This is a genomic window from Cupriavidus sp. Agwp_2 (assembly GCF_040784895.1).
GTDB lineage: Bacteria > Pseudomonadota > Gammaproteobacteria > Burkholderiales > Burkholderiaceae > Cupriavidus.
Genome location: NZ_CP088083.1, coordinates 324,323 through 347,803 on the forward strand (window position 1 = coordinate 324,323; position 23,481 = coordinate 347,803).

The 23,481-nt window shown below is 67.1% G+C and carries 23 protein-coding genes; 13 read left to right on the forward strand and 10 right to left on the reverse strand.

The window, feature by feature from the left end:
- The first annotated feature begins 73 nt into the window (after window positions 1-73).
- The 5 genes from LPA45_RS01545 (at window position 74) to LPA45_RS01565 (ending at window position 4,406) form a co-directional block, all read left to right on the forward strand.
- Window positions 74-856, forward strand: a complete 783-nt coding sequence (locus tag LPA45_RS01545; protein WP_116316994.1) for an SURF1 family protein — start codon at window positions 74-76, stop codon at window positions 854-856.
- A 74-nt stretch (window positions 857-930) separates the two neighbouring features.
- Entirely contained in the window at window positions 931-1,599 is a 669-nt protein-coding gene (locus LPA45_RS01550) for a cytochrome C oxidase subunit I (RefSeq protein WP_116316995.1), read from the forward strand.
- A 10-nt stretch (window positions 1,600-1,609) separates the two neighbouring features.
- Complete coding sequence (locus LPA45_RS01555; protein WP_367394824.1) at window positions 1,610-2,722, forward strand: heme A synthase; 1,113 nt, start codon at window positions 1,610-1,612, stop codon at window positions 2,720-2,722.
- Window positions 2,719-3,663 (forward strand): heme o synthase, encoded by a 945-nt coding sequence (cyoE, locus tag LPA45_RS01560; protein ID WP_116316997.1) that lies wholly within the window; start codon window positions 2,719-2,721, stop codon window positions 3,661-3,663. The genes LPA45_RS01555 and cyoE overlap by 4 nt, the downstream gene beginning before the upstream one ends.
- A 128-nt stretch (window positions 3,664-3,791) precedes the next feature.
- Window positions 3,792-4,406 (forward strand): SCO family protein, encoded by a 615-nt coding sequence (locus LPA45_RS01565; protein WP_367394825.1) that lies wholly within the window; start codon window positions 3,792-3,794, stop codon window positions 4,404-4,406.
- 125 nt (window positions 4,407-4,531) lie between these two features.
- On the opposite strand, the gene rpoH is transcribed toward LPA45_RS01565, so the two are convergent.
- On the reverse strand, window positions 4,532-5,461 hold the full coding sequence (gene rpoH, locus LPA45_RS01570; protein WP_367394826.1) for an RNA polymerase sigma factor RpoH: 930 nt from the start codon (window positions 5,459-5,461) through the stop codon (window positions 4,532-4,534).
- Between the two features lie 347 nt (window positions 5,462-5,808).
- Between rpoH and LPA45_RS01575 the strand changes: the two genes are divergently transcribed.
- Entirely contained in the window at window positions 5,809-6,687 is an 879-nt protein-coding gene (locus LPA45_RS01575; protein ID WP_367394827.1) for a pirin family protein, read from the forward strand.
- Between the two features lie 37 nt (window positions 6,688-6,724).
- Here the strand turns inward: LPA45_RS01575 and ybiB are convergent, their stop codons facing one another.
- The 5 genes from ybiB to LPA45_RS01600 all read right to left on the reverse strand — a co-directional run bounded on the left by ybiB (window position 6,725) and on the right by LPA45_RS01600 (window position 11,999).
- Window positions 6,725-7,717: a DNA-binding protein YbiB gene (gene ybiB, locus LPA45_RS01580; RefSeq protein ID WP_116317000.1), complete on the reverse strand. Its 993-nt coding sequence runs from the start codon at window positions 7,715-7,717 to the stop codon at window positions 6,725-6,727.
- A 94-nt stretch (window positions 7,718-7,811) separates the two neighbouring features.
- Window positions 7,812-8,615, reverse strand: coding sequence for an ABC transporter ATP-binding protein (locus LPA45_RS01585; protein ID WP_116317001.1), 804 nt, complete (start codon window positions 8,613-8,615; stop codon window positions 7,812-7,814).
- 18 nt (window positions 8,616-8,633) lie between these two features.
- Window positions 8,634-9,545, reverse strand: coding sequence for a nitrate ABC transporter permease (gene ntrB / locus LPA45_RS01590; protein WP_116317002.1), 912 nt, complete (start codon window positions 9,543-9,545; stop codon window positions 8,634-8,636).
- 56 nt (window positions 9,546-9,601) lie between these two features.
- Window positions 9,602-10,942, reverse strand: coding sequence for a CmpA/NrtA family ABC transporter substrate-binding protein (locus tag LPA45_RS01595; RefSeq protein WP_116317003.1), 1,341 nt, complete (start codon window positions 10,940-10,942; stop codon window positions 9,602-9,604).
- Between the two features lie 421 nt (window positions 10,943-11,363).
- On the reverse strand, window positions 11,364-11,999 hold the full coding sequence (locus tag LPA45_RS01600; protein ID WP_116317807.1) for an ANTAR domain-containing response regulator: 636 nt from the start codon (window positions 11,997-11,999) through the stop codon (window positions 11,364-11,366).
- A gap of 242 nt (window positions 12,000-12,241) precedes the next feature.
- On the opposite strand from LPA45_RS01600, the gene LPA45_RS01605 reads away from it, so the two are divergent.
- A complete protein-coding gene (locus LPA45_RS01605) occupies window positions 12,242-12,943 on the forward strand; it encodes a fumarylacetoacetate hydrolase family protein (RefSeq protein ID WP_367394828.1) in 702 nt (233 codons plus the stop codon).
- Window positions 12,944-12,947: 4 nt separating this feature from the next.
- Window positions 12,948-13,595, forward strand: a complete 648-nt coding sequence (gene maiA, locus LPA45_RS01610) for a maleylacetoacetate isomerase (protein WP_367394829.1) — start codon at window positions 12,948-12,950, stop codon at window positions 13,593-13,595.
- A gap of 107 nt (window positions 13,596-13,702) precedes the next feature.
- Here the strand turns inward: maiA and ftsY are convergent, their stop codons facing one another.
- Entirely contained in the window at window positions 13,703-14,866 is a 1,164-nt protein-coding gene (ftsY, locus tag LPA45_RS01615) for a signal recognition particle-docking protein FtsY (protein ID WP_367394830.1), read from the reverse strand.
- A 228-nt stretch (window positions 14,867-15,094) separates the two neighbouring features.
- Here ftsY and LPA45_RS01620 point away from each other — a divergent pair, with 228 nt between their 5' ends.
- The 5 genes from LPA45_RS01620 to LPA45_RS01640 all read left to right on the forward strand — a co-directional run bounded on the left by LPA45_RS01620 (window position 15,095) and on the right by LPA45_RS01640 (window position 19,883).
- Complete coding sequence (locus tag LPA45_RS01620) at window positions 15,095-16,633, forward strand: M16 family metallopeptidase (RefSeq protein ID WP_367394831.1); 1,539 nt, start codon at window positions 15,095-15,097, stop codon at window positions 16,631-16,633.
- Between the two features lie 9 nt (window positions 16,634-16,642).
- Window positions 16,643-18,034: a M16 family metallopeptidase gene (locus LPA45_RS01625; RefSeq protein ID WP_367394832.1), complete on the forward strand. Its 1,392-nt coding sequence runs from the start codon at window positions 16,643-16,645 to the stop codon at window positions 18,032-18,034.
- Between the two features lie 88 nt (window positions 18,035-18,122).
- Window positions 18,123-18,830, forward strand: a complete 708-nt coding sequence (gene rsmD / locus LPA45_RS01630; RefSeq protein WP_317919929.1) for a 16S rRNA (guanine(966)-N(2))-methyltransferase RsmD — start codon at window positions 18,123-18,125, stop codon at window positions 18,828-18,830.
- Between the two features lie 239 nt (window positions 18,831-19,069).
- Window positions 19,070-19,555 (forward strand): pantetheine-phosphate adenylyltransferase, encoded by a 486-nt coding sequence (coaD, locus tag LPA45_RS01635; protein ID WP_116317009.1) that lies wholly within the window; start codon window positions 19,070-19,072, stop codon window positions 19,553-19,555.
- A 67-nt stretch (window positions 19,556-19,622) separates the two neighbouring features.
- Window positions 19,623-19,883 (forward strand): YfhL family 4Fe-4S dicluster ferredoxin, encoded by a 261-nt coding sequence (locus LPA45_RS01640; RefSeq protein ID WP_116317010.1) that lies wholly within the window; start codon window positions 19,623-19,625, stop codon window positions 19,881-19,883.
- 132 nt (window positions 19,884-20,015) lie between these two features.
- Here the strand turns inward: LPA45_RS01640 and LPA45_RS01645 are convergent, their stop codons facing one another.
- The 3 genes from LPA45_RS01645 to LPA45_RS01655 all read right to left on the reverse strand — a co-directional run bounded on the left by LPA45_RS01645 (window position 20,016) and on the right by LPA45_RS01655 (window position 23,450).
- A complete protein-coding gene (locus LPA45_RS01645; RefSeq protein ID WP_367394833.1) occupies window positions 20,016-21,872 on the reverse strand; it encodes a PhoX family phosphatase in 1,857 nt (618 codons plus the stop codon).
- A gap of 205 nt (window positions 21,873-22,077) precedes the next feature.
- Window positions 22,078-22,674, reverse strand: a complete 597-nt coding sequence (gene pth / locus LPA45_RS01650) for an aminoacyl-tRNA hydrolase (protein ID WP_367394834.1) — start codon at window positions 22,672-22,674, stop codon at window positions 22,078-22,080.
- Between the two features lie 161 nt (window positions 22,675-22,835).
- Window positions 22,836-23,450, reverse strand: a complete 615-nt coding sequence (locus LPA45_RS01655; RefSeq protein WP_116317013.1) for a 50S ribosomal protein L25/general stress protein Ctc — start codon at window positions 23,448-23,450, stop codon at window positions 22,836-22,838.
- Window positions 23,451-23,481 lie beyond the last annotated feature (31 nt).

Consider the following 23,481-nt stretch of genomic DNA (forward strand, 5'->3'; position numbering starts at 1 on the left):
TGGCCGCGATGGATGACGGTGCGACACATTATCGCACCGGCCCCGCATGCATGCCGCTGGGCCTGTTGGTGCCATGAAGGCAGGCCGCATCCTCGGCGCGCTGCCGCTGGCCGCGGCGCTGGTGGTGATCGCCGTGACCGCGGCGCTCGGCAACTGGCAACTTAACCGAGCGCACGAGAAAGAGGCGCGCGCCGCGCGGCTGCAGGCTCTGGCGGCGCAGCCGCCGGTGGTGCTAAACACCGCGCGCTTGTCACAAGATGTGACCGACCGAAGGGTGCGGGTGACGGGGCGTTTCGACACGGCCCGCACCGTATTGCTGGATAATCGCCCCCACGGCGCTGGCGGCCGCAGTGGCGACAGCCGTGCCGGCTTCCTGGTGGTCACGCCGCTGGTGATCGGCCCGGCACAGGACCCTGCCGGCGCCACGCGGGCGGTGCTGGTGCTGCGCGGCTGGCTGCCGCGCGATGCACAGGATCGCACCCGGATCGCCCCGTTTCCGACACCCGAAGGCGAAGTGACCATCGAAGGCACGGCACTGGCGACCGTGCCGCGGGTCTATAGCCTGGGCCAGTCCGCCAGTGCCGAAGCCGGCGGCAAGATCCGCCAGAACCTGGAAATCGCGGACTACGCCGCCGAAACCGGGCTGGCGCTGCAGCCGCTGGTGGTCGCGCAGCGCAACGACACCGAAGACGGCCTCGCGCGCGACTGGGCACCGGCTGACGCGGGCGCGGACCGGCACTACGGCTATGCCTTCCAGTGGTTCGGCCTGGCCGCGCTCACGGTGGTGCTGATGGCCGTGCTGGGCTGGCGCGCACGCCGGCGCGCGGCATCGTCAGCGGCCCGCAACAACGCATGAACGGATGGCAGGCTCGCCCGGGCAGGTTCCCGGACGGGCTCTGACTGCAGATGAAAAAGGACAGACGTACTCCCATGGCACAGCAAGACTCCGCCCCGGCGCCCGCCGGGACTCCGGCGATCCCGGCCTCGCCGCAGGATCCCCGCATCGACGCGCGCACGCGCCGCGGCCGCCTGCAGATGCTGATGCTGTTGCTGGTGTGCGCCTCGCCAGTGATCGCCTCTTACTTCACCTACTACGTCATCAAGCCCCGGGGCGGCGCCACCAACTATGGCGCGCTGGTCGACCCGCAACGGCCGATGCCGCCGGTGCGCGTCAACGACGAGCAGGGCAACGCCGTGCCGCTGGAGCAGTATCGCGGCAAGTGGCTGCTGGTGACGGCCGATCCGTCCGCGTGCGGCGAGGCCTGCGCCAAGAAGCTTTTCACCATTCGCCAGATCCGCGCCGGGCAGGGACAGGACCGCGAGCGCATCGTGCCGGTGTGGCTGATCACCGATGACGGCAAGGTTGACGAGCGCCTGAGCGCCGCCTACAACGAGCCCTACGCTGGCGTGCGCTTCCTGCGCATCGACCGCCAGGTGGCGCAGCAATGGCTGCCGGCCGAAACTGGCAAGCGCGCCGAGGACACCATCTTCCTGGTCGATCCGCTCGGCAACCTGATGATGCGCTTCCCGCAGGACCCCGATCCCAAGAAGGTGAGCGGCGACCTGAAGAAGCTGCTCAAGGTCTCGCGCATCGGGTAAGGGGACGGGCATGCTGCTGCAACTGGCCATCATTGGCGTCCTGATCGCACTGCTGCCGCTCAGCTACGTGCTGGTCAAGGGCGATCGCAACAAGTACCGCAAGCTGGTCTGGATCACCGCTTTCCTGACGCTGGACCTGATCATGTTCGGCAGCTTCACGCGGCTGACCGACTCCGGCCTGGGCTGCCCGGACTGGCCGGGCTGCTACGGCCACTCTAACCCGCATGCCGCGATGGAGCCGATCCGCGCAGCCGAGACCGCGCTGCCCAGCGGCCCGGTGACGCTGATGAAGGCATGGATCGAAATGATCCACCGCTATTTCGCCATGGCGGTGGGCGTGCTGATCATCGCGCTGATGGTGCTGGCCTGGGTCAAGCGCCGTGAGCTGAAGCAGTCGCCGTGGTTTGCCACCGGCGTGCTGGTGCTGGTGTGCGTGCAGGGCGCGTTCGGCGCCTTCACGGTGACCATGAAGCTGCAGCCGATCATCGTGGTCACGCACCTGATGCTGGGCATGGGCCTGCTGGCGGCGCTGATCTGGCTGGGCTCGCGCAGCGACCCGCCGCACCCGGTCGCCCCCCAGGCGGGGCGGCTGCACTGGTCGGTGCGCATCGGCCTGCTGCTGCTGGTGATCCAGATTTTCCTGGGCGGCTGGGTCAGCACCAACTACGCGGTGCTCGCCTGCACGGACTTCCCGCTGTGCAACGGCCAACTGGTGCCGGAAATGGACTTCAGGCACGGCTTCACGCTGTGGCGACAGCTCGGCATGACGGCCGATGGCGACTACATCCCGCACGCGGCGCTGGTGGCGATCCACTGGGTGCACCGGGGCTTCGCTTTCGTGGTGCTGGGCTATCTGGCGTGGTTCGGCTTGCGCGCGCGACGGCTGGAGGGGCTGCACCGGCAGGCAGGCTGGCTGCTCGGCATGCTGGTGCTGCAACTGGCAACCGGGATGTCCAATATCGTGTTCGATTGGCCCCTGGTGGCGGCGGTCGCCCACAACGGCGGCGCGGCGGTGCTCCTGCTGCTGCTGGTCCGCCTCCACTACAATATAGGGCTCGCCGGGCTCACGATCGGGGCCGCCCGCGCCACTGCCCCTGCACCGAACGCCGCCCGCGCCACATGAAAGAAAAGACCCCTTCCGTGGTTACCGCTACACACCCTCATTCACTGGGCAAGTTGAGCCGGATACGGCACCTGACCCGGCAATATGCCGCCCTGACCAAGCCGCGCGTGACGCAGCTGGCAGTCTTCTGCGCCATCATCGGCATGTTCCTGGCCACGCCCGGCATGGTGCCGTGGCGCGTCCTGATCGGTGGTGCCGCCGGCATCTGGCTGCTCGCCGGGGCCGCCTTCGCCATCAACTGCCTGGTCGAGCAGAAGATCGACGCGCTGATGCGCCGCACCGCCTGGCGCCCGTCCGCCACCGGCGAGATCACCACGGCGCAGACGCTGGTGTTTTCCGCCCTCCTTGGCGGCGCCGGCATGTGGATGCTGCACGAGTTCGCCAACGACCTGACGATGTGGCTGACCTTCGCCACGTTCCTGGGCTACGCGGTGGTCTACACCATCCTGCTCAAGCCGGCCACGCCGCAGAACATCGTCATCGGCGGCCTGTCCGGCGCGATGCCGCCGGCGCTGGGCTGGGCCGCCGTCGCCGGGGAAGTGCCGGCCGAGGCCTGGTTCCTGGTGCTGATCATCTTTACGTGGACGCCGCCGCACTTCTGGGCGCTGGCACTGTACCGCCGCGCCGATTACGCCAAGTCCGGCCTGCCGATGCTGCCGGTCACGCATGGCGAGCGCTACACGCTGCTGCATATCCTGCTGTACACGCTGATCATGATCGCGGCGACGCTGCTGCCGTTCGTCTACGGCATGAGCGGCTACATCTACCTGGCGGCCGCGCTGGCGCTGGGTGGCGGCTTCCTCGCCTACGCCTGGAAGATGTATCGCAACTATTCGGACGAGCTGGCGCAACGCACCTTCCGCTTCTCGATCCTGTACCTGTCGCTGCTGTTCGCGGCGCTGCTGGTCGACCATTACTTCAAGTTCGTGCCGCAGGTCTGACCTGCAATCGCCACGCTGCGGGCTGCGGCATCTTGTCGCGGCCGGCGCAGCGCGGCGGCACCATCGGCGATACTGGGTGCCTTCGCCGACGTTTTCCACTGCTGACCGCTCCACACAAGCTTTCGCGCATGCCCAGACCCGCTTCCGGCCTGTTCGCCGCCTTCCGCCGCTTTTCCCTTTTTGCCGCGCTCGCGCTGGCGCTGGCCGCCTGCGGGCAGCAGAAGGCGTCGTTCCGCAATGTCGATATCAGCGGCGCCGCGGATTTCGGCAAGGATTTCTCGCTGCCTGACCATACCGGCAAGGTCCGCACCATCGCCGACTTCAAGGGCAAGGCAGTGGTGATGTTCTTCGGCTACACCCACTGCCCGGACGTGTGCCCGACCACCATGGCCGAGCTCAAGGCGGTGATGGAGCAGATGGGCCCCGATGCCGACCGGGTCCAGGTGCTGTTCGTCACGGTCGATCCGGAGCGCGACACGCAGGCGCTGCTGGCGCAGTACGTCCCCGCATTCGATCCGCGCTTCCTGGGGCTGCGCCCGGCCGACGACGCCGCGCTGCAGAAGCTGGCCAAGGACTTCAAGGTGTTCTACGCCAAGGTGCCGGGCAGCTCGCCCAACAACTACACGGTGGATCACTCGGCGGGCAGCTATGTGTTCGACCCGGAGGGCCGCCTGCGGTTGTTCATCCGCCACGGCCAGGGTCCGGAGCCGATCGCGCACGACCTGAAGCAGTTGCTTTCCTGACGTCCCGGGTGTCTGAATGGTGCGGCATAACGTCGCACCGCCGGAGTCAAGACGAAATCAAGACAAATTCAAGACGAAAAAAAGCCGGTCCAGATGGACCGGCTTTTTGCATGGGCCGTGCGGCATCAGGCAAATGCCTGCAGCGCCCCTTTCATCTTCTTCATCGCCGCGGCTTCGATCTGGCGGATGCGCTCCGCCGAGACGCCGAACTCGGCGGCCAGCTCATGCAGCGTGGCGCCGCCCGAGCCGTCGTCCTCGACTTGCAGCCAGCGTGCCTCGATGATGCGGCGGCTGCGCTCGTCCAGCCGTCCCAGCGCTTCTTCCAGGCCTTCGACCTGCATGCGGTCGTTGCGCTTGGCTTCCAGCACGCGCGTGGGTTCGTTGTGGTTGTCCGCCAGGTAGGCGATGGGGGCGAATTCCTCTTCGCCGTCGTCGACCTGGCCTTCCAGCGCGAGGTCGCCGCCCGACAGGCGGGTTTCCATCTCCATCACTTCTTCCGGCTTCACGTTCAGCTCGCGCGCGACGGCCTCGACCTGCTCCGGCGTGAACGTGTGCAAGCCCTGCTTGTGGCTGCGCAGGTTGAAGAACAGCTTGCGCTGGGCCTTGGTGGTCGCCACCTTGACCATGCGCCAGTTCTTCAGCACGTACTCGTGGATCTCGGCCTTGATCCAGTGCATCGCATACGAGACCAGGCGTACGCCCTGCTCGGGGTCGAAGCGCTTCACGGCCTTCATCAGGCCGATATTGCCTTCCTGGATCAGGTCGGCGTGCGGCAGGCCATAGCCCAGGTACTGGCGGGCGATCGACACCACCAGGCGCAGGTGAGACATCACCAGCTGGCGTGCGGCATCGACAGAATCGTTATCGCGGAGATCGCGCGCCAGGCGCTGCTCTTCCTCCGCGGTCAGCAACGGAATTCGGTGGACAGCCTGGATATAGCTGTCGAGATTACCCACGGTCGCCGGGAAGGTCAGCGCAAAGCTGCTCCCGCTACGCGGCGCCGTCGGCAGACGGTTGGTCGTCAGGGTTTGGTCGGCAGACAAGACTGCGTTCACTCAATTGCTCCTTTCGCATCCGGCGGTTGGATTGCCGGGTCATGCCCCGCGCTTCTTGTGGGAGCGGCGGCGGCACTGCAACACATCTTAGCACTCCAACCGGGTGAGTGCTAATTGGAGTCCCAATGCCCTTGATAGTTCCCGTCGATTGATTAGCCGCATCGCATAGCGGTAACACTCTAAAGCGGCGCCGGGGATACTCTTGGCTGGACACACTTCTGTTAGAGCGAGTGTGTGCCCGGCGGTTCTGCACGCCAGTGGAATGATCCGTTGCGCCAACAGCTACACTCGACGCAAGCGGCGGCAAGTTGGCATGCTTGCAGCCTCTCTCATACCCCGGAGGAGTTATGTCTGCTATCGAACACTTGTTGAAGCCGCATGTGCGCGACCTGGGCGATTTCACCGTGCGCCGCCTGCTGCCGGCGGCTGCGACCCAGACGGTCGGCCCATTTATCTTCTTCGACCATATGGGGCCGGTGCAGATGCCGCAGGGCGAGGGCGCGGATGTGCGTCCGCATCCGCATATCGGGCTGGCGACCGTTACCTACCTGTTCGAAGGCGAGATCATGCACCGCGACAGCCTGGGCAGCGAGCAGGCGATCCGCCCGGGCGACGTCAACTGGATGACCGCCGGCCATGGCATCGTCCACTCCGAGCGCTCGCCCGACCATGTCCGTGCCGCGGGCGCGCGCCTGCACGGCATCCAGACGTGGGTGGCATTGCCGAAGGCGCACGAAACCGCCGAACCGTCCTTTTTCCACCATCCCGCGGCGACGCTGCCCCGCATCGAGCAGCCGGGGGTGCGCATGGTGGTGATCGCCGGCGACGCTTTCGGCAAGACTTCTCCGGTCAAGGTCTTCAGCCGCACCCTGTACGTAGCGATCGAGCTGGACGCCGGCGCGAGCGTGGAGATACCGGCCGAGCATGCGGAACGTGGCATTTACCCGGTGGACGGCGCGGTGGCGCTGGACGGCGAGCCGCTGCCGGCCGAGCACATGGTGGTGCTGACGCCCGGACGGCCGGCCACGCTGATGGCGACGGCGCCGTCGCGCGTAATGCTGCTGGGCGGCGACCCCACCGACGGCCGTCGTTTTATCTACTGGAATTTCGTTGCCAGCAGCAAGGAGGCCATCGAAGCTGCCGCCAGCCGCTGGGAGGGCGACCAGTTCCCGCACGTGCCGGGTGACGATCGCGAGCGCATCCCGCTTCCGGCGCGCAAGCCCTGAACCGGGCAGTCCGGGCGAGAGCGCGCTCGGACCGCGCTCAGACCGGACTGGCCCAGGTGACGCGGGTGCCCAGTTTCAGGCACTCGCGGATGGCTTCGACCTGCGTGGCGATCGGCACCGGCACCGGTACGGCGCCATCGAGCACGCGCCGGATCCATGCCGCGGTCAGGCCGGCATCGTTGCCGGGCGGCAGTTCCGGCACTTCGGCCAGCGAGCCACCGGCCGGATCGACCAGCGTCTGCTGATGGCCTTCATGCAACCAGTCGATGCGGCCGCTGCGGCGCGCATCGGCCACCACTTCGCCTTCGGTGCCGCGTGCCAGCAGCACGTTGGCCGGCTCGTGCGAGAAATAATCGGTCAGCGTCTCGCGGTATTCCGGGTGGGTATAGCTGTACAGCCGCAACCCTTCGCCCGGGCTGTGCTCACCCACCGGCTGCAGCATCTTGGCCACGGTATGCGACGAATTGCGCAACCCGATCACGGTGCGCCGCTCCAGCAGCCGCGACAGGCCGGGCGACAGCACATCTACCGGCAGCACCGCCAGCGGGCCGTCGCCGCCGGTCTCACGCAGCCGTGCCGAGGCTTCTGCCGTGCTGGTGCACAGCGGAATGCCCAGCGCCTCGAACAGGGTCATGCTGGTGACGCGGTCATTGAAGAGGCGAGTGCCGTGCACCAGTACGGGGATGCCTTCGCGCGCCAGCAGCAGCGCCAGCAGCGGCACCAGGTTCGGTTGCTTGCGTGCGCCGTTATAGCTGGGGATCACCACCGCCTGGCGGTCGGGCGGCGCGGGCAGCGGCTGGCAGTGCGCATGGGCGGCTTCGAGCATGCCGGCCAGTTCGTGCGGGGCCTCGCCCTTGATGCGGTAGGCCATCAGGATCGCGCCCAGTTCGATATCGGACACGCGCCCGGCCAGCATCGCGTCGAACAAGGTCTGGGCGTCGTCACGCGGCAGCGCGCGCGCGCCGTTGACGCCACGGCCGACCTCCTTGATATAGCGGGCGGCGGGGAATGGGCTGGCTGGCGTGGTCATGGCGGCGTGGGGAGGAGTCTGTTCTTGGTTCATGATAGCGGAGCAGCGCCGTTGCGCCCATCGCCGCCGATGGGCGCAACGGCGGGAGGCAAGGTCATGCTGCCTCTTGCAGCGCCGGGTTACGCTGCTTGCGGTAGAGGAAGTCCAGTACCGCCGTGCGGCAGGCGTGGTAAGCCTTGTCGTCGGCCAGCGCCACGCGGTCACGCGGGCGCGGCAGGTCTACCTTGAGGATCTCGCCGATGGTGGCGGCCGGGCCGTTGGTCATCATCACGATGCGGTCGGCGAGCAGCACGGCTTCATCGACATCGTGCGTGACCATCACCACCGTGCTGCGCGTGCGCGCCACGATCTTGATCAGCTCGTCCTGCAGGTGCGCGCGCGTCAGCGCATCGAGCGCGCCGAAGGGTTCGTCCATCAGCAGCACCTTGGGCGCCATCGCCAGCGCCCGGGCAATGCCGACGCGCTGCTTCATGCCGCCGGAAATCTCATGCGGGTACTTGCCCTCGGCGTGCGTCAGGCCCACCAGCGCCAGCGTCTCGTGCGTACGCGCCTTGAGTTCGGCCTTGCCCTCGCTGGCGGCAAACACGCGTTCCACGCCCAGGTAGACGTTCTCGAAGCAGGTCAGCCAGGGCAGCAGCGAATGGTTCTGGAACACCACGGCGCGCTCCGGCCCGGGCCCGGCGATCTCGCGCCCGGCGCAGATCAGCGCGCCGGTGGTTGGCGTGGCCAGCCCCGCGATCAGGTTCAGCAGCGTGGACTTGCCACAGCCGGAGTGCCCGATCAGCGTGATGAACTCGCCCTCGGCAATCTGCAGGTTGATGTCGCGCAGGGCGACGAAGGGCCCCTTGCGCGTCTTGAAGGTCTGTCCGACGTTCTCGATGCTGACGAACTTTTCCATGGCGTCTCTCCCTCGCTTTTAGTTGGCGCCGTAGCTGAAGCGCCGTGCCAGTGCCAGCAATGCATGCTCGAGCATCAGCCCGATGACGCCGATCACGAAGATCGCGATCACGATGTGCTCGACCTTCAGGTTGTTCCACTCGTCCCACAGCCAGAAGCCGATGCCGGTGCCGCCGGTCAGCATCTCTGCCGCCACGATTACCAGCCATGCGGTGCCGATCGACAGCCGCACGCCGGTCAGCATGTAGGGCAGCACCGCGGGGAACAGCACCCGCGTGAACACCTTCCACTCCGACAGGTCGAGCACACGCGCCACGTTCAGGTAGTCCTGCGGCACGCGCGTGACGCCCACGGCGGTATTGATCACCATCGGCCAGATCGAGCAGATAAAGATCGCCCAGATCGCGGCCGGGTTGGCGGCCTTGAACAGCAGCAGCCCGATCGGCAGCCAGGCCAGCGGCGAGACCGGCCGCAGCAGGCTGATCACGGGCGACGCCATCGCGTTCAGGAACGCAAAGCGCCCGATCAGGAAGCCTGCCGGGATGCCGATCACGGCGGCCAGGCCGAAGCCCGCGGCCACGCGCGCCAGCGACGCCAGCACGTTCCAGCCGATGCCCTGGTCGTTGGGGCCGTTGCGGTAGAACGGGTCGGAGAACAGCGGCACCGCCGCGTTCCAGGTTGTGCCCGGCGTGGGAATCGCCGGGATCAGCGTGGCGATGCCGTGCCAGGCCAGCACGAACAGGGCAAAGCCCAGTACCGGCGGCACGGCCTTGCGCACCAGGGCGCCGAGCGCGTCGCGGCGTTGCGCGCGCCGTTCCTGCGCGGCGATCTCCAGCTCGCGCCGCCGTGCGCGTTCCTTGGCATCGGTGTCGATGGCGGCGGCATGGGCCGCATTGGCGCCGTCAGGCGCGGTGTGGGCGATGGCATTCACGTCGGGCTCCTTTGTCCAGGGGCGCTGCGGATCAGCGGGGAGGTGGCGGCCTGGCGTCAGGCGTTCTGCGCGCCGGCCTTGATCTTGAAGCCGTCGGCGTACGCCTTCGGGTCCTTGGTGGCATCCCAGACCACGCCGTCGATCAGCTTCGCGGTACGGAAGTCGCTCTTGGGCAGCGGCACCTGCGCCGCGGCAGCGGCCTGCCTGAAGATGTCGATACGGTTGACCTGCTTCGCCACGGCAAGGTAGTCCGGGTGGTCCTTGAGCAAGCCCCAGCGCTTGTGCTGGGTCAGGAACCACATGCCATCGGACAGGAACGGGTAGTTGGCGCTGCCGTCCTGGTAGAACTTCATGGCATCAGGATCGTCCCAGGTCTTGCCCAGGCCGTTGTTGTAGCGGCCGAGCATGCGGTCCAGGATGATGTCCATGTCGGTGTTGACGTAGGACTTGGCGGCGATGGTCTCGGCGGTCTTGCGGCGGTTGGAGGCCGAAGCGTCGATAAACCTGGACGCTTCCAGCACCGCGGCCACCATCGCGCGCGCGGTGTTGGGGTACTTTTGCACGAAGTCCGCGGTGGTGCCGAGCGTCTTCTCCGGATGGTTCTTCCAGATCGACTGCGTGGTCTCGGCGGTAAAACCGATCTTGTCGGCGATGGCGCGCGCGCCCCAGGGCTCGCCTACGCAGAAGCCGTCCATGTTGCCCACGCGCATGTTGGCCACCATCTGCGGCGGCGGCACGGTGATGGCCTTGGCGTCCTGCATCGGGTTGATGCCGTGGGCCGCGAGCCAGTAGTACAGCCACATCGCGTGCGTGCCGGTGGGGAAGGTCTGCGCGAAAGTGTAGTCGCGCTTTTCCTTGACCATCAGCGCCTTCAGGCTGGCGCCGTCGCGCACGCCTTTTTCGGCCAGCTTCGACGACAGCGTGATGGCTTGGCCGTTGTAGTTCAGGTTCATCAGCACCGCCATGTCTTTCTTGGGGCCACCGATGCCGAGCTGTACGCCGTAGATCAGGCCGTACAGCACGTGCGCGGCATCGAGCTCGCCATTGACCAGCTTGTCGCGCACGCCGGCCCACGAGGCTTCCTTGGTCGGCGTGATCTTGATCCCGTATTTCTTGTCGATGCCGAGCGTGGACGCCATGACCACTGAAGCGCAGTCGGTCAGCGGGATGAAGCCGATGCGCACGTCGGTCTTCTCGGGGGCGTCGGACCCCGCTGCCCACGCCCCGGCGCGCACCAGCGGATCGACCAGCGTCATGACGCTGGCGCCGGCGATGGTCGCCAGCACGCGGCGGCGGCCGCTGCTGGCTGGCACCGCGTCGGCAGCGGCCGCCGAGGCGGCTTCAGAGGCGTTCACCGCCGCGTGCAGCGGCTTGGCAATCCTGAGGCGAGAAGGCATTGCGAAACTCCAAGAAAAAAGCGTCCCTGTCCGCGGCCGGCTTCGCCAGAAGACCGGTACGGTGCAGGGACGCCGTTGTCCATGGCGTGACGCAGCCTGCGTTGGCTGTGTCCGCCTAAATTGTGATCGGCCGCCGTTGGCCGATGACTGCATATCGCAAGGCGTGTGCCAGCCTGTGCGGTGCAGCATTTCGGGGCGGGACTGTACCGGCGGAGTGACGCATCGGGTCGAAATGGGCTGGCACGGTGCGTGCGCCGACTGCGCTGCCGCATCGCGGGGCAGCGCGGCGGGAGGCGGTTAGGGGACGGTGCAGAGGCGGTGCAGAGGCGGTGCGCGAAGGGATCGCTTTGGGGCGGCGCCAGGATCGTGCATTGCACCAGCCGCGGGCTGCCGCGCCCCGGGGCCGGCGGTGGACGGGCGATCAGCCCATCACGTCGATCACGCGCTGGGCGGCGTCGACCAGTTTCAGGCCGCGCTCCATCGCCATGCTGCGCAGGCGCTTGTAGGCCTCGTCCTCGCTGATGCCGCGCGCCTGCATCAGCAGGCCCTTGGCGCGCTCGACCACCTTGCGCTCGGCCAGCTTGAGGCGGGTGGCGTCGAGTTCGGCGCGCAGCTGCTGGTCCAGCTCGAAGCGGGCATAGGCGACGTCGAGCACCGTCTTGACGCGCTCGGCGCGCAGGCCGTCAACGATATAGGCGGTAATGCCCACCGACAGCGCGGCCTTGATGCGCTGGCTGTCGTCGTTGTCGGTAAACAGCACGATGGGCCGCGGCGCATGCTGGGTCGAGACGCAGACATGCTCGATGGTGTCGCGCGCGGCAGACTCCGAGGCGATGATCAGCATGTCGGGCTGGGTGGCGGTGATCACGTCCGGCAGGTGCAGGTCGGCATCGACGATCTGGATCTCGCTGAAGCCGGCGCTGAGCAGCCCGTTGCGGATGGTTTCGACGTTGAGCGGGTTGGCGTCAAGGGGATCGCGCACCAGCAGGATACGAAGCGTCCGTCCGGCGGCGGGGGCAGGCGTCGATGGCGAGGGGGGCGGATGGCGTCGGGTCATGGCTTCATTCTGTTGCAGTGCGCCATGCAAGATTCGCGCCGGGTGCGGGGCGGACCACCCGCACTGCCGTGGTGCAGTGTGGTCGCGGGCCCGCCTGGATTCATTGTATGCCGTCGTACGCAGCCCGCCGCGCGCGGTGTATCCTGTTGCCCTGCCGCGCAGGGGGCGTCTGCTGGCGACGCCGCAATGCCTACCCCGCATCCCGCGCCGCGGAACTGATCAGAAAAAATCTGGAGAGATGCATGACCGAATTCGTGTTCGCCCCGCCGGCCCCCGTTGGCGTGCCGGTGCGCGGCAGCAACGCTAGCTTCCCGGTCCGCCGCGTGTACTGCGTCGGCCGCAACTATGCTGCCCATGCCCGTGAAATGGGCTCGGATCCCGACCGCGAGCCGCCGTTCTTCTTCTGCAAGCCGTCCGACGCGGTCAGCTACGTCGCCGATGGCACCGAAGGCTCCTTCCCGTACCCGCCGGGCACCAGCAACTGCCACTATGAAGTGGAGCTGGTGGTGGCGATCGGCACGGGCGGGCGTGACATCCCGGTGGAAAGCGCCGCGCAACACGTGTTCGGCTACGCCGTGGGCCTCGACATGACCCGCCGCGACCTGCAGAACGAATCCAAGAAGACGGGCCGCCCCTGGGAAACCGGCAAGGCCTTCGACCGGTCGGCGCCGATCGGCCCGATCGTGCCGGTCTCGGCCATCGGCCACCCGGAGAAGGGCGAGGTGACGCTGTCGGTCAACGGCGCGGAAAAGCAGCGCGGCGACCTGTCCGACCTGATCTGGTCGGTGCCGGAGATGGTGTCGTACCTGTCGAAGCTGTTCGAATTGCAGCCGGGCGACCTGATCTTCAGCGGCACGCCCGAAGGCGTGGGCCCGGTGGTCAAGGGCGATGTCATGCAGTGCCACGTCGGCGGCGTGGGCGACCTCACCATCAAGGTAGTCTGATCCGATGCTCAAGCTTTACAGCTACTTCCGCAGCTCGGCCTCGTTCCGTGTGCGCATCGCGCTGGAGCTGAAGGGGCTGCCGTACGAATACGTGCCGGTGCACCTGCTCAAGGAAGGCGGCGAGCAGCTCAAGCCCGAGTTCCGTGCGGTGAACCCGGACGGCCTGGTGCCGGCGCTGGCCGATGACGGCAACGTACTGCAGCAATCGCTGGCCATCGTCGAGTACCTGGACGAAGTCCATCCCGAGCCGAAGCTGCTGCCCGGCACGGCGCTGGAGCGGGCCTACGTGCGTGGCCTGGCGCAGGAAATCGCGTGCGAAATCCATCCGCTGAACAACCTGCGCGTGCTGAAATACCTGAAGCACAAGGTAGGCGTGACCGACGAGGTCAAGGACGCCTGGTACCGCCACTGGATCGAGCTGGGCTTCGAGTCGCTGCAGGCCAACCTGGCGCGCGGCGGCAAGGCGGGGCGCTTCAGCTTTGGCGATACGCCGACGCTGGCCGATATCTGCCTGGTGCCGCAGGTGTTCAATGCGCAGCGCTTCAATGTCGACGTGAGCCGCTATCCGACGATCGCGAAGATCTATGAGGCGTGCATGGAGATGGAAGCGTTCCAGAAGGCGGAGCCGAAGTCGCAGCCTGACGCGGAATAAGCGTTCGCGGGATCGCACGCAAGAAAACGCCCCGGTCAATGCCGGGGCGTTTCTGTTTCTGTTTCTGTTTGATGACTGGCTGATGACTGGCTGATGACTGGCTGGCTTCAGCCCAGCAGCGCTTCGGCGAATTCCTCCGCCTTGAAGGGCTGCAGGTCCTCCACCTTCTCGCCCACGCCGATGAAGTACACCGGCACCGGGCGCTGGCGCGCGATCGCCGCCAGGATGCCGCCCTTGGCGGTGCCATCCAGCTTGGTCACGATCAGGCCGGTCAGCCCCAGCGCATCATCGAAGGCGCGGGTCTGCTGCAGGGCATTCTGGCCGGTATTGGCGTCGATCACCAGCAGCACCTCATGCGGCGCCGTCGGCATGGCCTTGCTGATGACGCGCTTGACCTTCTTCAGCTCCTCCATCAGGTGCAGCTGCGTCGGCAGGCGGCCGGCGGTATCAGCCATCACGATGTCGATGCCGCGCGCCTTGGCCGCGTTCACCGCGTCGAAGATCACCGCGGCCGGGTCGCCGCTTTCCTGCGCCACCACGGTGACGTTGTTGCGCTCGCCCCAGATTGTCAGCTGCTCGCGCGCGGCGGCGCGGAAGGTATCGCCAGCGGCCAGCAGGACCTTCTGGTCGTAGCGCTGGAAGTGCTTGCACAGCTTGCCGATGCTGGTGGTCTTGCCGGCGCCGTTGACGCCCGCGATCATCATCACCAGGGGCTGCTCGCGGCCCAGCGCCATGGTTTTTTCCAGCGGACGAAGCAGCTCGGTCAGCAGCGTCTTGAGCGCGGCCTTGACGCCTTCTGCCGATTCGATGCGCTCGGACCTGACCCGCTTGCGCAGCTCGGCCAGCAGGTATTCGGTGGCTTCCACGCCCGCGTCGGCCATCAGCAGCGCGGTTTCCAGTTCTTCGAACAGCGCCTCGTCGACCTTGACGCCCACGAACAGCGTGCCGATGTTGCGGCTGGTCTTGGACAGGCCCGTGCGCAGCCGATGCATCCACCCTTGCCGGGCTTCAGCGGTGACTGCGGGGGCGGGGACCAGTTCAAGCGTTTCGATGGCGGCGGCCGGTTCCGGCGCGGCCACGGGGGCCGGCGCCGGGGGCGGCACCTGTGCGGGAACCGGTGTCGGCGTCGGGACCGGAGCCGGAGCGGGGACCGGGGCAGGCGCGGGTGTGGGCGTGGGGGTGGGCGCGGGCGCCTCTAGCGGCGCGGGTGCCGGGGCTGGCGTCTCGACGGACGCGGGCTCGGCCTTGCGCTTCTTCCAGAAACTAAACATTGGGGAATGGAGTCAATACCGGGGCCGCTACCCTGGTGGCACATTGCCGGCAGGCGACCGGTTAATAATCAAGGGCTTACGCTGACATCGCGAAGGTCGGGGAGAACCCGTTGTGGTCCCGGCCGGCGATTGCGTATAGTTCGCTACATCAGTTCGATACATGGCTGATCCGCGCGCGCATGCCTGCCCGTGTGGATCGATCGGCAAAATTCTAGCAGACGGGGTCGCATGAACCATTGCGTTGTCCTGACCGCGGCGGGCGCCGAAGGTGCCCAAGCACGCATCCAACGGCACTGCCAACCTTCCTCCTCAACACTTCCCGCCGGCGCCGCGCGCCTGGCGCGGCGCATCGTCCCGGCGCTGCTGCTCGGCCTGCTGCCCTGGTCGTTGCCGGCCGGCGCGCAAGGCGTGGTCGGATCGCCGATGCCTTCCGCGCAGACCGCGCCCGCCGGCGCCACCGCGCATGGCACCACTGAATACCGGCTCTCCAACGGCCTGCGGCTGATCGTCAAGGAGGACCACCGCGCACCCACGGTGGCGCACCAGATCTGGTACCGCGTCGGCGGCATCGACGAGGTCAGCGGCACCACGGGCGTGGCCCACATGCTCGAACACATGATGTTCAAGGGCACGCCCAAGGTCGGCGTGGGCGAGTTCTCCAAGCAGGTGGCGGCACTGGGCGGGCGCGAGAACGCCATGACCAACCGCGACTTCACCATGTACTACCAGCAGATCGGCAAGCAATACCTGCCGAAGATGATGGAGCTGGAGGCCGACCGCATGGCCAACCTCATCATCAGGAAGGACGAGTTCGACCGCGAGATGAAAGTGGTGATGGAAGAGCGCCGCCTGCGCACCGACGACTCCGCCCGCGGCAACGTCTATGAGCAACTGCTCGCCACCGTCTACACCGCCGCTGCCTACCGCCACCCGGTGATCGGCTGGATGGACGACCTGGTCAACATGCGCGTCGACGACGTCAAGGACTGGTACCGCCAGTGGTACGTGCCCAATAACGCGCTGGTGATCGTCACCGGCGACGTCAAGGCCGAAGAAGTGCGGGCGCTCGCCGAGCGCTACTACGGCAAGCTCAAGCCGCGCACGCTGCCGCTGCGCAAGGACCAGGAAGAGCCGACGCAGCAGGGCATCAAGCGCATCTGGGTCAAGGCGCCGGCCGAGAACCAGTACATGGTAATGGCCTACAAGGTGCCGCGCCTGCGCGATGTCGAGAAGGATGTCGACCCCTACGCGCTGGAGGTCCTGGCTGCCGTGCTCAACGGCTATGACAATGCCCGCCTGACGCGCGAGCTGGTGCGCGAGCAGCGGCTGGCCGACGACGTCAACGTCGGCTACGACAGCATCAACCGCGGCGAGTCGCTGTTCGTCCTCGACGGCACGCCCGCGGCCGGCCACAACACCGACGAGATCGAACGCGCGCTGCGCGCCGAGATCCAGCGCATCGCCCGGGAAGGGGTGTCGCCGGAAGAACTCAAGCGCGTCAAGGCGCAGGTGGTGGCGGGGCAGATCTACAAGCGCGATTCGGTGTTCGGGCAAGGCATGGAGATCGGCGTAACCGAGATTTCCGATATCCCCTGGCGCCAGATCGACCGTATGCTCGACAAGATCAAGGCCGTCACACCGGCGCAGGTGCAGGCCGTCGCCGCCAAGTATTTCAACGACGACAACCTGACCGTGGCCACGCTGGTGCCGCAGCCGATCGACCCGAACAAGCCCAAGACCCAGGCCCCGTCGGGCCTGCGCCACTGAGGAACGACAATGTCCCAGTCCGCCACTTCCACCAACGCGCGGCCCCGCACGCTGCGCACGCTGGCCGGCGCGGCGCTCGGCGCCGCCATGCTGCTGGCCATGCAGCTGGCCCAGGCCGCGATCCCGATCGAGCACTGGACCGCATCCACCGGCGCGCGCGTGTTCTTTGTCCACAGCCCGTCGATTCCGATGCTCGATGTGAATATCGATTTCGATGCCGGCAGCCGCTATGACCCGCCCGGCAAGGCCGGGCTGGCGACGCTGACGGCGGCGCTGCTGGACAAGGGCGCGGCCGCGCAGGACGGCCAGCCGGCACGCGACGAGGCACAGATTGCCGACGCCTTTGCCGATACCGGCGCGGCCTTCGGCGGCGCGGCGGGCGGCGACCGCGGCGGCATCGGGCTGCGCACGCTGACCGCGCAGCCCGAGCTGGACCAGTCGGTCGCGCTGGCGGCGCAGCTGATCAAGGCCCCGATCTACCCGGACGCCGTGGTCGGGCGCGAGAAGCAGCGCCTGATCACTGCCATCCGCGAGGCCGACACCAAGCCGGGCGTGATCGCCGACAAGGCGCTGGCCAAGGCCATGTACCCGGACCATCCCTACGGCGTGGCGGCCACGCCGGAGAGCGTGCAGTCGGTCACGCGCAATGACATCGCCAAATTCTGGCGCGACAACTACGGTGCGAAGCGCGCGGTGGTGACGCTGATCGGCGCGATCGACCGCAAGCAGGCCGAAGCCATTGCCGAACAACTCACGCGCGGGCTGCCGCAGGGCAGTGCCGCCCCGGCGCTGCCGCAGGTAAAGCTCAATATCCCGGCCAGCGAGCAGCGCCTGCCGCATCCGGCGCAGCAATCGAGCGTGGCCATCGGCCAGCCGTCGATCGCACGCGGCGACCCCGACTATTTCGCGCTGCTGGTGGGCAACTATGTGCTCGGCGGCGGCGGCTTCAGCTCGCGCCTGACTGACGAGGTGCGGGAGAAGCGAGGCCTGACCTACGGTGTCGACAGCTACTTCGCGCCGTCGAAGCAGCCGGGGCCGTTCGGCATCAGCCTGCAGACCAAGAAGGCTCAGACCGACGAGGCGCTGGCGCTGGTGCGCCAGGTGCTGGCGCGCTTTGTCGCCGAAGGCCCGACCGAGAAGGAGCTGCGTGCGGCCAAGGACAACCTTGTCAACGGCTTTCCGCTGCGTATCGACAACAACCGCAAGCTGCTGACCAATGTCGCCAATATCGGCTGGTATGGGCTGCCGCTGGACTACCTGGACACGTGGACCGCGCAGGTCGGCAAGGTGACGCGCGAGCAGGTCAGGGCGGCCTTCCAGCGGCATGTGCGTCCGGACGGCATGGCCACGGTGATCGTCGGCGGCCCGGTGGCCAGCACGCCGACCGCATCGCGTAAGTGATGCAGGCACCGCATCTCGAGGGCCGGCCTATGCGCGCCCCCTCACGCGCGGCTGCGGCGAACCGGCCCGCAGGCTCTACAATCACGGGATGAATTCGCGTTCCCGATTGCCTTCGCCCGCTCCCGGCGGGCGTACTCCTTCCTCCGCGCCGGCCTCCGCTGCAGCCGGCGGACGTTCTCCCGCAGGGCCTCCGCGCCCGGTGCCGCGCCAGGCGCCGTCCCAGGTCCGCATCATCGGCGGGCGCTGGAAGCGCACGCTGCTGCCCGTGCCCGACGCCCAGGGTTTGCGCCCGACACCCGACCGCGTTCGCGAGACCCTGTTCAACTGGCTTGGCCAGGACCTGTCAGGGCTTGCCTGCCTGGACCTGTTTGCCGGCTCCGGCGCGCTCGGGTTCGAAGCCGCCTCCCGTGGCGCGGCTGCAGTAACGCTGGTGGAGTTCAACCCGCGCGCAGCCAGGCAGCTGCGCGACAACCAGTACCGGCTCGATGCCAGCCAGGTCCGCGTAGTGCAGGGCGATGCCTTTACGGTCGCGGCGCAGATGCCCGACGGCAGCTTCGACGTGGTGTTCCTGGACCCGCCCTTTGCCGAGGACTGGATCGGCCCGTCGCTGGAGCATGCCGCGCGGCTGCTGCGGCCCGGTGGCGCAGTCTATGTCGAAACCGACCATGCGCTGACCGGCGTCGAGGCCCCGGTCCCGGCATCGCTGGAGATCGTGCGCCATGCGCGCGCCGGCGCGGTGCATTTCCATTTGCTGCAGCACCGCCAGCATCCACAGCACGGTAACGGCGCCGATTGACAACCTGCGCACGGATTGCCCGAAGCTTCAGTTTCGCCATGTGCTAAGGGCACCTTTCCGATTGCGAAATGGATTCGTGGGTGCAGTGCCGCAAAACGGTGCGCTGCCCGCCTTCCAAGTGGCGCATTTAGGGTTACACTACGCCGCTGTCACAACGCTCGCGACGCAGCACCCACGCCGGTCCGACCGGCGAACGAGGCGGCCACAACGGCCGGCAGCGGGCAGATCAAGGAGGAAGTATGGTCATCGCGGTCTATCCCGGCACCTTCGATCCAATGACCCGGGGACACGAGGATCTGGTCCGCCGTGCGTCGAATATCTTCGACGAACTGGTGGTCGGCGTGGCGCATAGCCCCAACAAGCGCCCGTTCTTTGCGCTCGACGAGCGCATCGGCATTGCCCGCGAAGTGCTAGGGCACTATCCCAACGTGCGCGTGGAGGGTTTTGCCGGGCTGCTCAAGGACTTCGTTCGCAAGAACAATGCGCGCGTAATAGTGCGCGGCCTGCGCGCGGTGTCCGACTTCGAGTATGAATTCCAGATGGCGGGCATGAACCGCTACCTGCTGCCGGACGTCGAGACCATGTTCCTCACGCCGTCCGACCAGTACCAGTTCATCTCCGGCACCTTTGTCCGCGAGATCGCGGTGCTGGGCGGCGATGTCAGCAAGTTCGTGTTCCCGTCGGTGGAGCGGTGGCTTCAAGAGAAAATCGCCAAACCGGAATAAAATACGGCTTCAGACACGTCAGACCGCGGCCAGTCGGGCGCGGGCGTGTCCGCAGGAAGGAAACACCATGGCGCTACTGATCACCGACGACTGCATCAACTGCGACGTTTGTGAACCCGAGTGCCCGAACGAAGCCATTTCGATGGGGCCCGAGATCTATGAAATCGACCCCAACAAGTGTACCGAGTGCGTCGGGCACTTCGACGAGCCGCAATGCCAGCAGGTCTGCCCGGTCGCCTGCATCCCCAAGGATCCGAACCGGGTGGAGTCGCAGGAGGTGCTGATGCAGCGCTACCGGCTGCTGACGGCGGCCAAGCACGCTGCCTGATCCGCTGCCCGCCTGCCTGCACCGCTTCGCGTCGCACTCAGAGGTAAAAAAAGCCCCCGTCACCGCAAGGTGGCGGGGGCTTAACTTTTCCCCAGTTACTACGGTACTACGGCACTACAAGGCACTGCGCGGTTACGCACCCACCGGCTTGCCGTCCGTGCGGCGCACGACGATGGTCGACGAGCGCGGCGGCTTGGCGGCGTCCGGCCACTGGCCGGTCGGGTGCTGGATGTTGATGAAGCAGGTGGTCAGGTCCGGCGTGTAGGCGATGCCGGTGATCTCGCAACCCTTCGGCCCGGCCAGGAAGCGCTTCGACTGCCCGGTCGGCGAGATGTAGTACATGCTGTTGTTGCCGAAGGTGTTGGTATAGGTCGCGCTGGTGCTGGAGTCGGTCTGCACCCACAGGCGGCCCTTCGGGTCCACGCGCAGGCCGTCCGGGCTCGAGAACGTGTCGCCGTTGATGTTGCCCTTCAGGTTGTCCGTGGCCAGCGACGGGTCGCCGGCCTGCAGCAGGATGCTCCAGGTGAAGGCGGTGGCCAGCGGCGAGTCGCCGGCTTCCTTCCACTGGATGATGTGACCGTGCAGGTTCTGCACGCGCGGGTTGGCGGCGTCGGTCTGCTGGCGGCCGCTGTTGTTGGTCAGCGTGCAGAAGACGGTCTTGTCCAGGCCGACCGTGATCCATTCCGGGCGGTCCATCAGCGTGCCGCCGGCCACGCGCGCGGCTGACTTCGTGTTGACCAGCACGTCAGCTTGCGTGGCGAAGTCAACAGTGGTCGGTGCCGGCGAGGTGGCAGACTGGGTCCAGTTGCCCGGATCCGAGGCGCCGACGGTCAGGCCGTTCTTGCCCTGGGTCAGTTCGATCCACTGGCCGCTGCCGTCTGCGTTGAACTTCGCCACATACAGCGTGCCGCTGTCCAGCAGGTTGGCATTGGCAGTGCGGTTGTTGGGGTCGAACGCCTGGCTCGGGATGAACTTGTAGATGCAGCCCGGGGTGCCGTCGTCACCCATGTAGAAGGCCACCTTGTTGCTGGCATCGGTCATGAAGGCAACGTTTTCATGGTCGAAGCGGCCCATTGCCGTGCGCTTGGCCGGCGCGCCCAGCGTGCCGTAGGGGTCGATCTCGACCACCCAGCCGTAGCCCTTCTCGTCCTGGGTCGTATCCAGGTAGTTGTCCGTGCTCTCTTCGCAGGTCAGGTAAGTGCCCCACGGCGTGTAGCCGCTGGAGCAGTTGTTGAGCATGCCGACCACGGTCGAACCCACCACCGCAGCGGCCGGACCGCCCACGCGGTACAGCGTGTTGCCGGTGTAGCGCTTGTTGTAGATCGAGTCGCGCTTGACCTGCCACTTGCCACTGGCTGCCAGCTCGACCTCGATCACCGAGATGCCGACCGCCGACAGCGCGATACGCTTCTGCTCCGGCGTGGCGGTGCCTGCGGTGTAGGTGCCGCCGGCGAACAGGATGTTGTAGTCCGGCAGTTCGTGGTTGATGGCGAGCAGCCCGCCCTTCTGCGGATCGACACCCGACAGCGCGAAGAAGTGCATGCCGTCATGGTTGCCGCCGGCCTGGCGCTCTGTTTCGGCCGACGACTGGAACGCGCCGGCATAGCCGGTGGCGCCGGCCTCGACCGGATCGCCTGCGGAGAACAGTACGTCGACGCTGTAGCCGTTCGGCACGACCACCGTGTCGGCGGTCGACTTGGCGATCGCCTCGAAGGTGACGTCGTAGCTCGGGGCGACGGCGCCAGGCACGGGGCCAGGGGCGGGAGCCGGTGCCGGAGCGGGCGCGGGCGCGGGATCGTCGCCGCCGCCGCAGGCGGCCAGCAGGCCGCTGCCAAAAGCCGAGAACAGCGACAGGCCCACGCCGCCGCGCAGCACCCGGCGGCGAGCGGGGTTGGCGGCGACGATGTCTTCCAGCCTCTGGCCGGGCACGTCAACGTCAGGCTTGGCAGCACGGCCGGCGGCGCGCGCTTCGTCGGTCAGGTACGACATGGGCTTTCCTCTCTTGTGGGTTTGTCATGCGCGCCGGCTACCATGTGATGCCGGAGCGGTGGAAACCCCGCAATGTAGGGACTGCCCGTGGAAGTTTGATGACAGCATGTCTGCAACATAAGAGTTGCAGCGCGCCAACGACAAACGGGCCGCGTGTGCGGCCCGTTTCACATGCTTGTCGCAGGAGTGTGCCTGCGGCGCTTGTTCAGCGCGTAGTGTGCAGCTGCGCCATTGCGCGTTCGGCATCGCCGCGTGCCAGCAGGCCGAGCGGATCCATGCTGCGGTCGATGGCCGCGTCGATCGCTTCCTGCTCCTCTTTGCGCGGTGGCTTGAGCACGAAGTTGACCACGTCCTCGCGTCCCGCGCCGGCGCCGCCGGGCGCATTGCGCGGATGGCCGACGCCGATGCGCAGGCGCCAGTAGTCCTGCGTGGTCAGGTGGGCCGAGATGTCCTTGAGGCCGTTGTGGCCACCCACGCCGCCGCCGCGCTTGAGCTTGACGGTGCCGGACGGCAGATCCATCTCGTCGTGCGCGACGACGATCTCGTCCGGCAGGATCTTGTAGAAACGTGCCAGCGAGACCACGGCCAGCCCGGAGCGGTTCATGAAGGTCGAGGGCTTGAGCAGCCAGATGTCCTGGTCCCACAGCCGCGCGCGCGCGGCCAGTCCGTGGAACCGGCCTTCCACGCGCGGCGTGGCGCCGCCCATGCGGGCGAGCTGGTCCACCAGCCAGAAGCCGGCGTTGTGCCGGGTGGCCTCGTATTCCGCGCCGGGATTGCCGAGGCCGACGATGAGCTTGATCATGCGATTGACTGAGTCGTTGGCGCGCAGGGCTGCGCCACAGGCGCCAAGGATACCGAAAAACCCGCCACCTGCCGGTTCGGCAGGGTCGAAAAAAAACCGCCGCGAAGGGCGGCGGTTTTTCCGTGGCGCGGCCCATGGGCCGCGGCCGCTGCAGCAGCAGCTTAGGCAGCCGGCGTTTCGCCTTCGCCTTCGGCGCTTTCGGCGGCCGAAGCAGCGCCAGCCGGCAGCGAGATGCTGGCGATGGCGGGGTTGTCGTCACCGTGGGTGATGACGGTCACGCCCTTCGGCAGCTTCAGGTCGCTCAGGTGCAGGGTCTGGCCCAGTTCCATCGTGCCGACGTCCACTTCGATGAACTCAGGCAGGTCGGCCGGCAGGCACGACACTTCCAGGTCGTTGACGATGTGGTTGACCAGGCCGTGGCCCAGCTTCACGCCAGGAGCGGTTTCCTGGTTCATGAAGTGCAGGGGCACCTTGACGTGGATCTTTTCGGTGGCCGACACGCGCTGGAAGTCGACGTGCAGCACCAGCGGCTTGAACGGGTGCATCTGGAATGCGCGCAGCAGGGCCTTTTCTGCCTTGCCAGCGACTTCCAGGTCGAGGATCGACGAGTGGAACGCTTCCTTCTTCAGGGCGTGCCACAGCGCATTGTGATCCAGTTCGATCATCTTCGGCTCGGCGGCGCCGCCGTAGATGATGCCGGGGGTCTTGCCCGAATTGCGCAGGCGGCGGCTCGCACCCGTACCCTGTACGCTACGCTCGAAAGCGACAACTTTCATGATGACTCCAAAAGTAAAGAAGGCCGTCCGC

Coding starts and splice junctions, on each gene's coding strand:
- LPA45_RS01645 (WP_367394833.1), bottom strand. CDS start 21,872: ATGTCGTACCTGACCGACGAAGCGCGCGCCGCCGGCCGTGCTGCCAAG.
- LPA45_RS01655 (WP_116317013.1), bottom strand. CDS start 23,450: ATGAAAGTTGTCGCTTTCGAGCGTAGCGTACAGGGTACGGGTGCGAGC.
- LPA45_RS01625 (WP_367394832.1), top strand. CDS start 16,643: ATGTCCCAGTCCGCCACTTCCACCAACGCGCGGCCCCGCACGCTGCGC.
- LPA45_RS01585 (WP_116317001.1), bottom strand. CDS start 8,615: ATGGAAAAGTTCGTCAGCATCGAGAACGTCGGACAGACCTTCAAGACG.
- LPA45_RS01555 (WP_367394824.1), top strand. CDS start 1,610: ATGCTGCTGCAACTGGCCATCATTGGCGTCCTGATCGCACTGCTGCCG.
- pth (WP_367394834.1), bottom strand. CDS start 22,674: ATGATCAAGCTCATCGTCGGCCTCGGCAATCCCGGCGCGGAATACGAG.
- LPA45_RS01605 (WP_367394828.1), top strand. CDS start 12,242: ATGACCGAATTCGTGTTCGCCCCGCCGGCCCCCGTTGGCGTGCCGGTG.
- LPA45_RS01550 (WP_116316995.1), top strand. CDS start 931: ATGGCACAGCAAGACTCCGCCCCGGCGCCCGCCGGGACTCCGGCGATC.
- LPA45_RS01575 (WP_367394827.1), top strand. CDS start 5,809: ATGTCTGCTATCGAACACTTGTTGAAGCCGCATGTGCGCGACCTGGGC.
- LPA45_RS01620 (WP_367394831.1), top strand. CDS start 15,095: ATGAACCATTGCGTTGTCCTGACCGCGGCGGGCGCCGAAGGTGCCCAA.
- ftsY (WP_367394830.1), bottom strand. CDS start 14,866: ATGTTTAGTTTCTGGAAGAAGCGCAAGGCCGAGCCCGCGTCCGTCGAG.
- LPA45_RS01545 (WP_116316994.1), top strand. CDS start 74: ATGAAGGCAGGCCGCATCCTCGGCGCGCTGCCGCTGGCCGCGGCGCTG.
- coaD (WP_116317009.1), top strand. CDS start 19,070: ATGGTCATCGCGGTCTATCCCGGCACCTTCGATCCAATGACCCGGGGA.
- LPA45_RS01565 (WP_367394825.1), top strand. CDS start 3,792: ATGCCCAGACCCGCTTCCGGCCTGTTCGCCGCCTTCCGCCGCTTTTCC.
- rsmD (WP_317919929.1), top strand. CDS start 18,123: ATGAATTCGCGTTCCCGATTGCCTTCGCCCGCTCCCGGCGGGCGTACT.
- LPA45_RS01595 (WP_116317003.1), bottom strand. CDS start 10,942: ATGCCTTCTCGCCTCAGGATTGCCAAGCCGCTGCACGCGGCGGTGAAC.
- cyoE (WP_116316997.1), top strand. CDS start 2,719: ATGAAAGAAAAGACCCCTTCCGTGGTTACCGCTACACACCCTCATTCA.
- maiA (WP_367394829.1), top strand. CDS start 12,948: ATGCTCAAGCTTTACAGCTACTTCCGCAGCTCGGCCTCGTTCCGTGTG.
- LPA45_RS01640 (WP_116317010.1), top strand. CDS start 19,623: ATGGCGCTACTGATCACCGACGACTGCATCAACTGCGACGTTTGTGAA.
- LPA45_RS01600 (WP_116317807.1), bottom strand. CDS start 11,999: ATGACCCGACGCCATCCGCCCCCCTCGCCATCGACGCCTGCCCCCGCC.
- ybiB (WP_116317000.1), bottom strand. CDS start 7,717: ATGACCACGCCAGCCAGCCCATTCCCCGCCGCCCGCTATATCAAGGAG.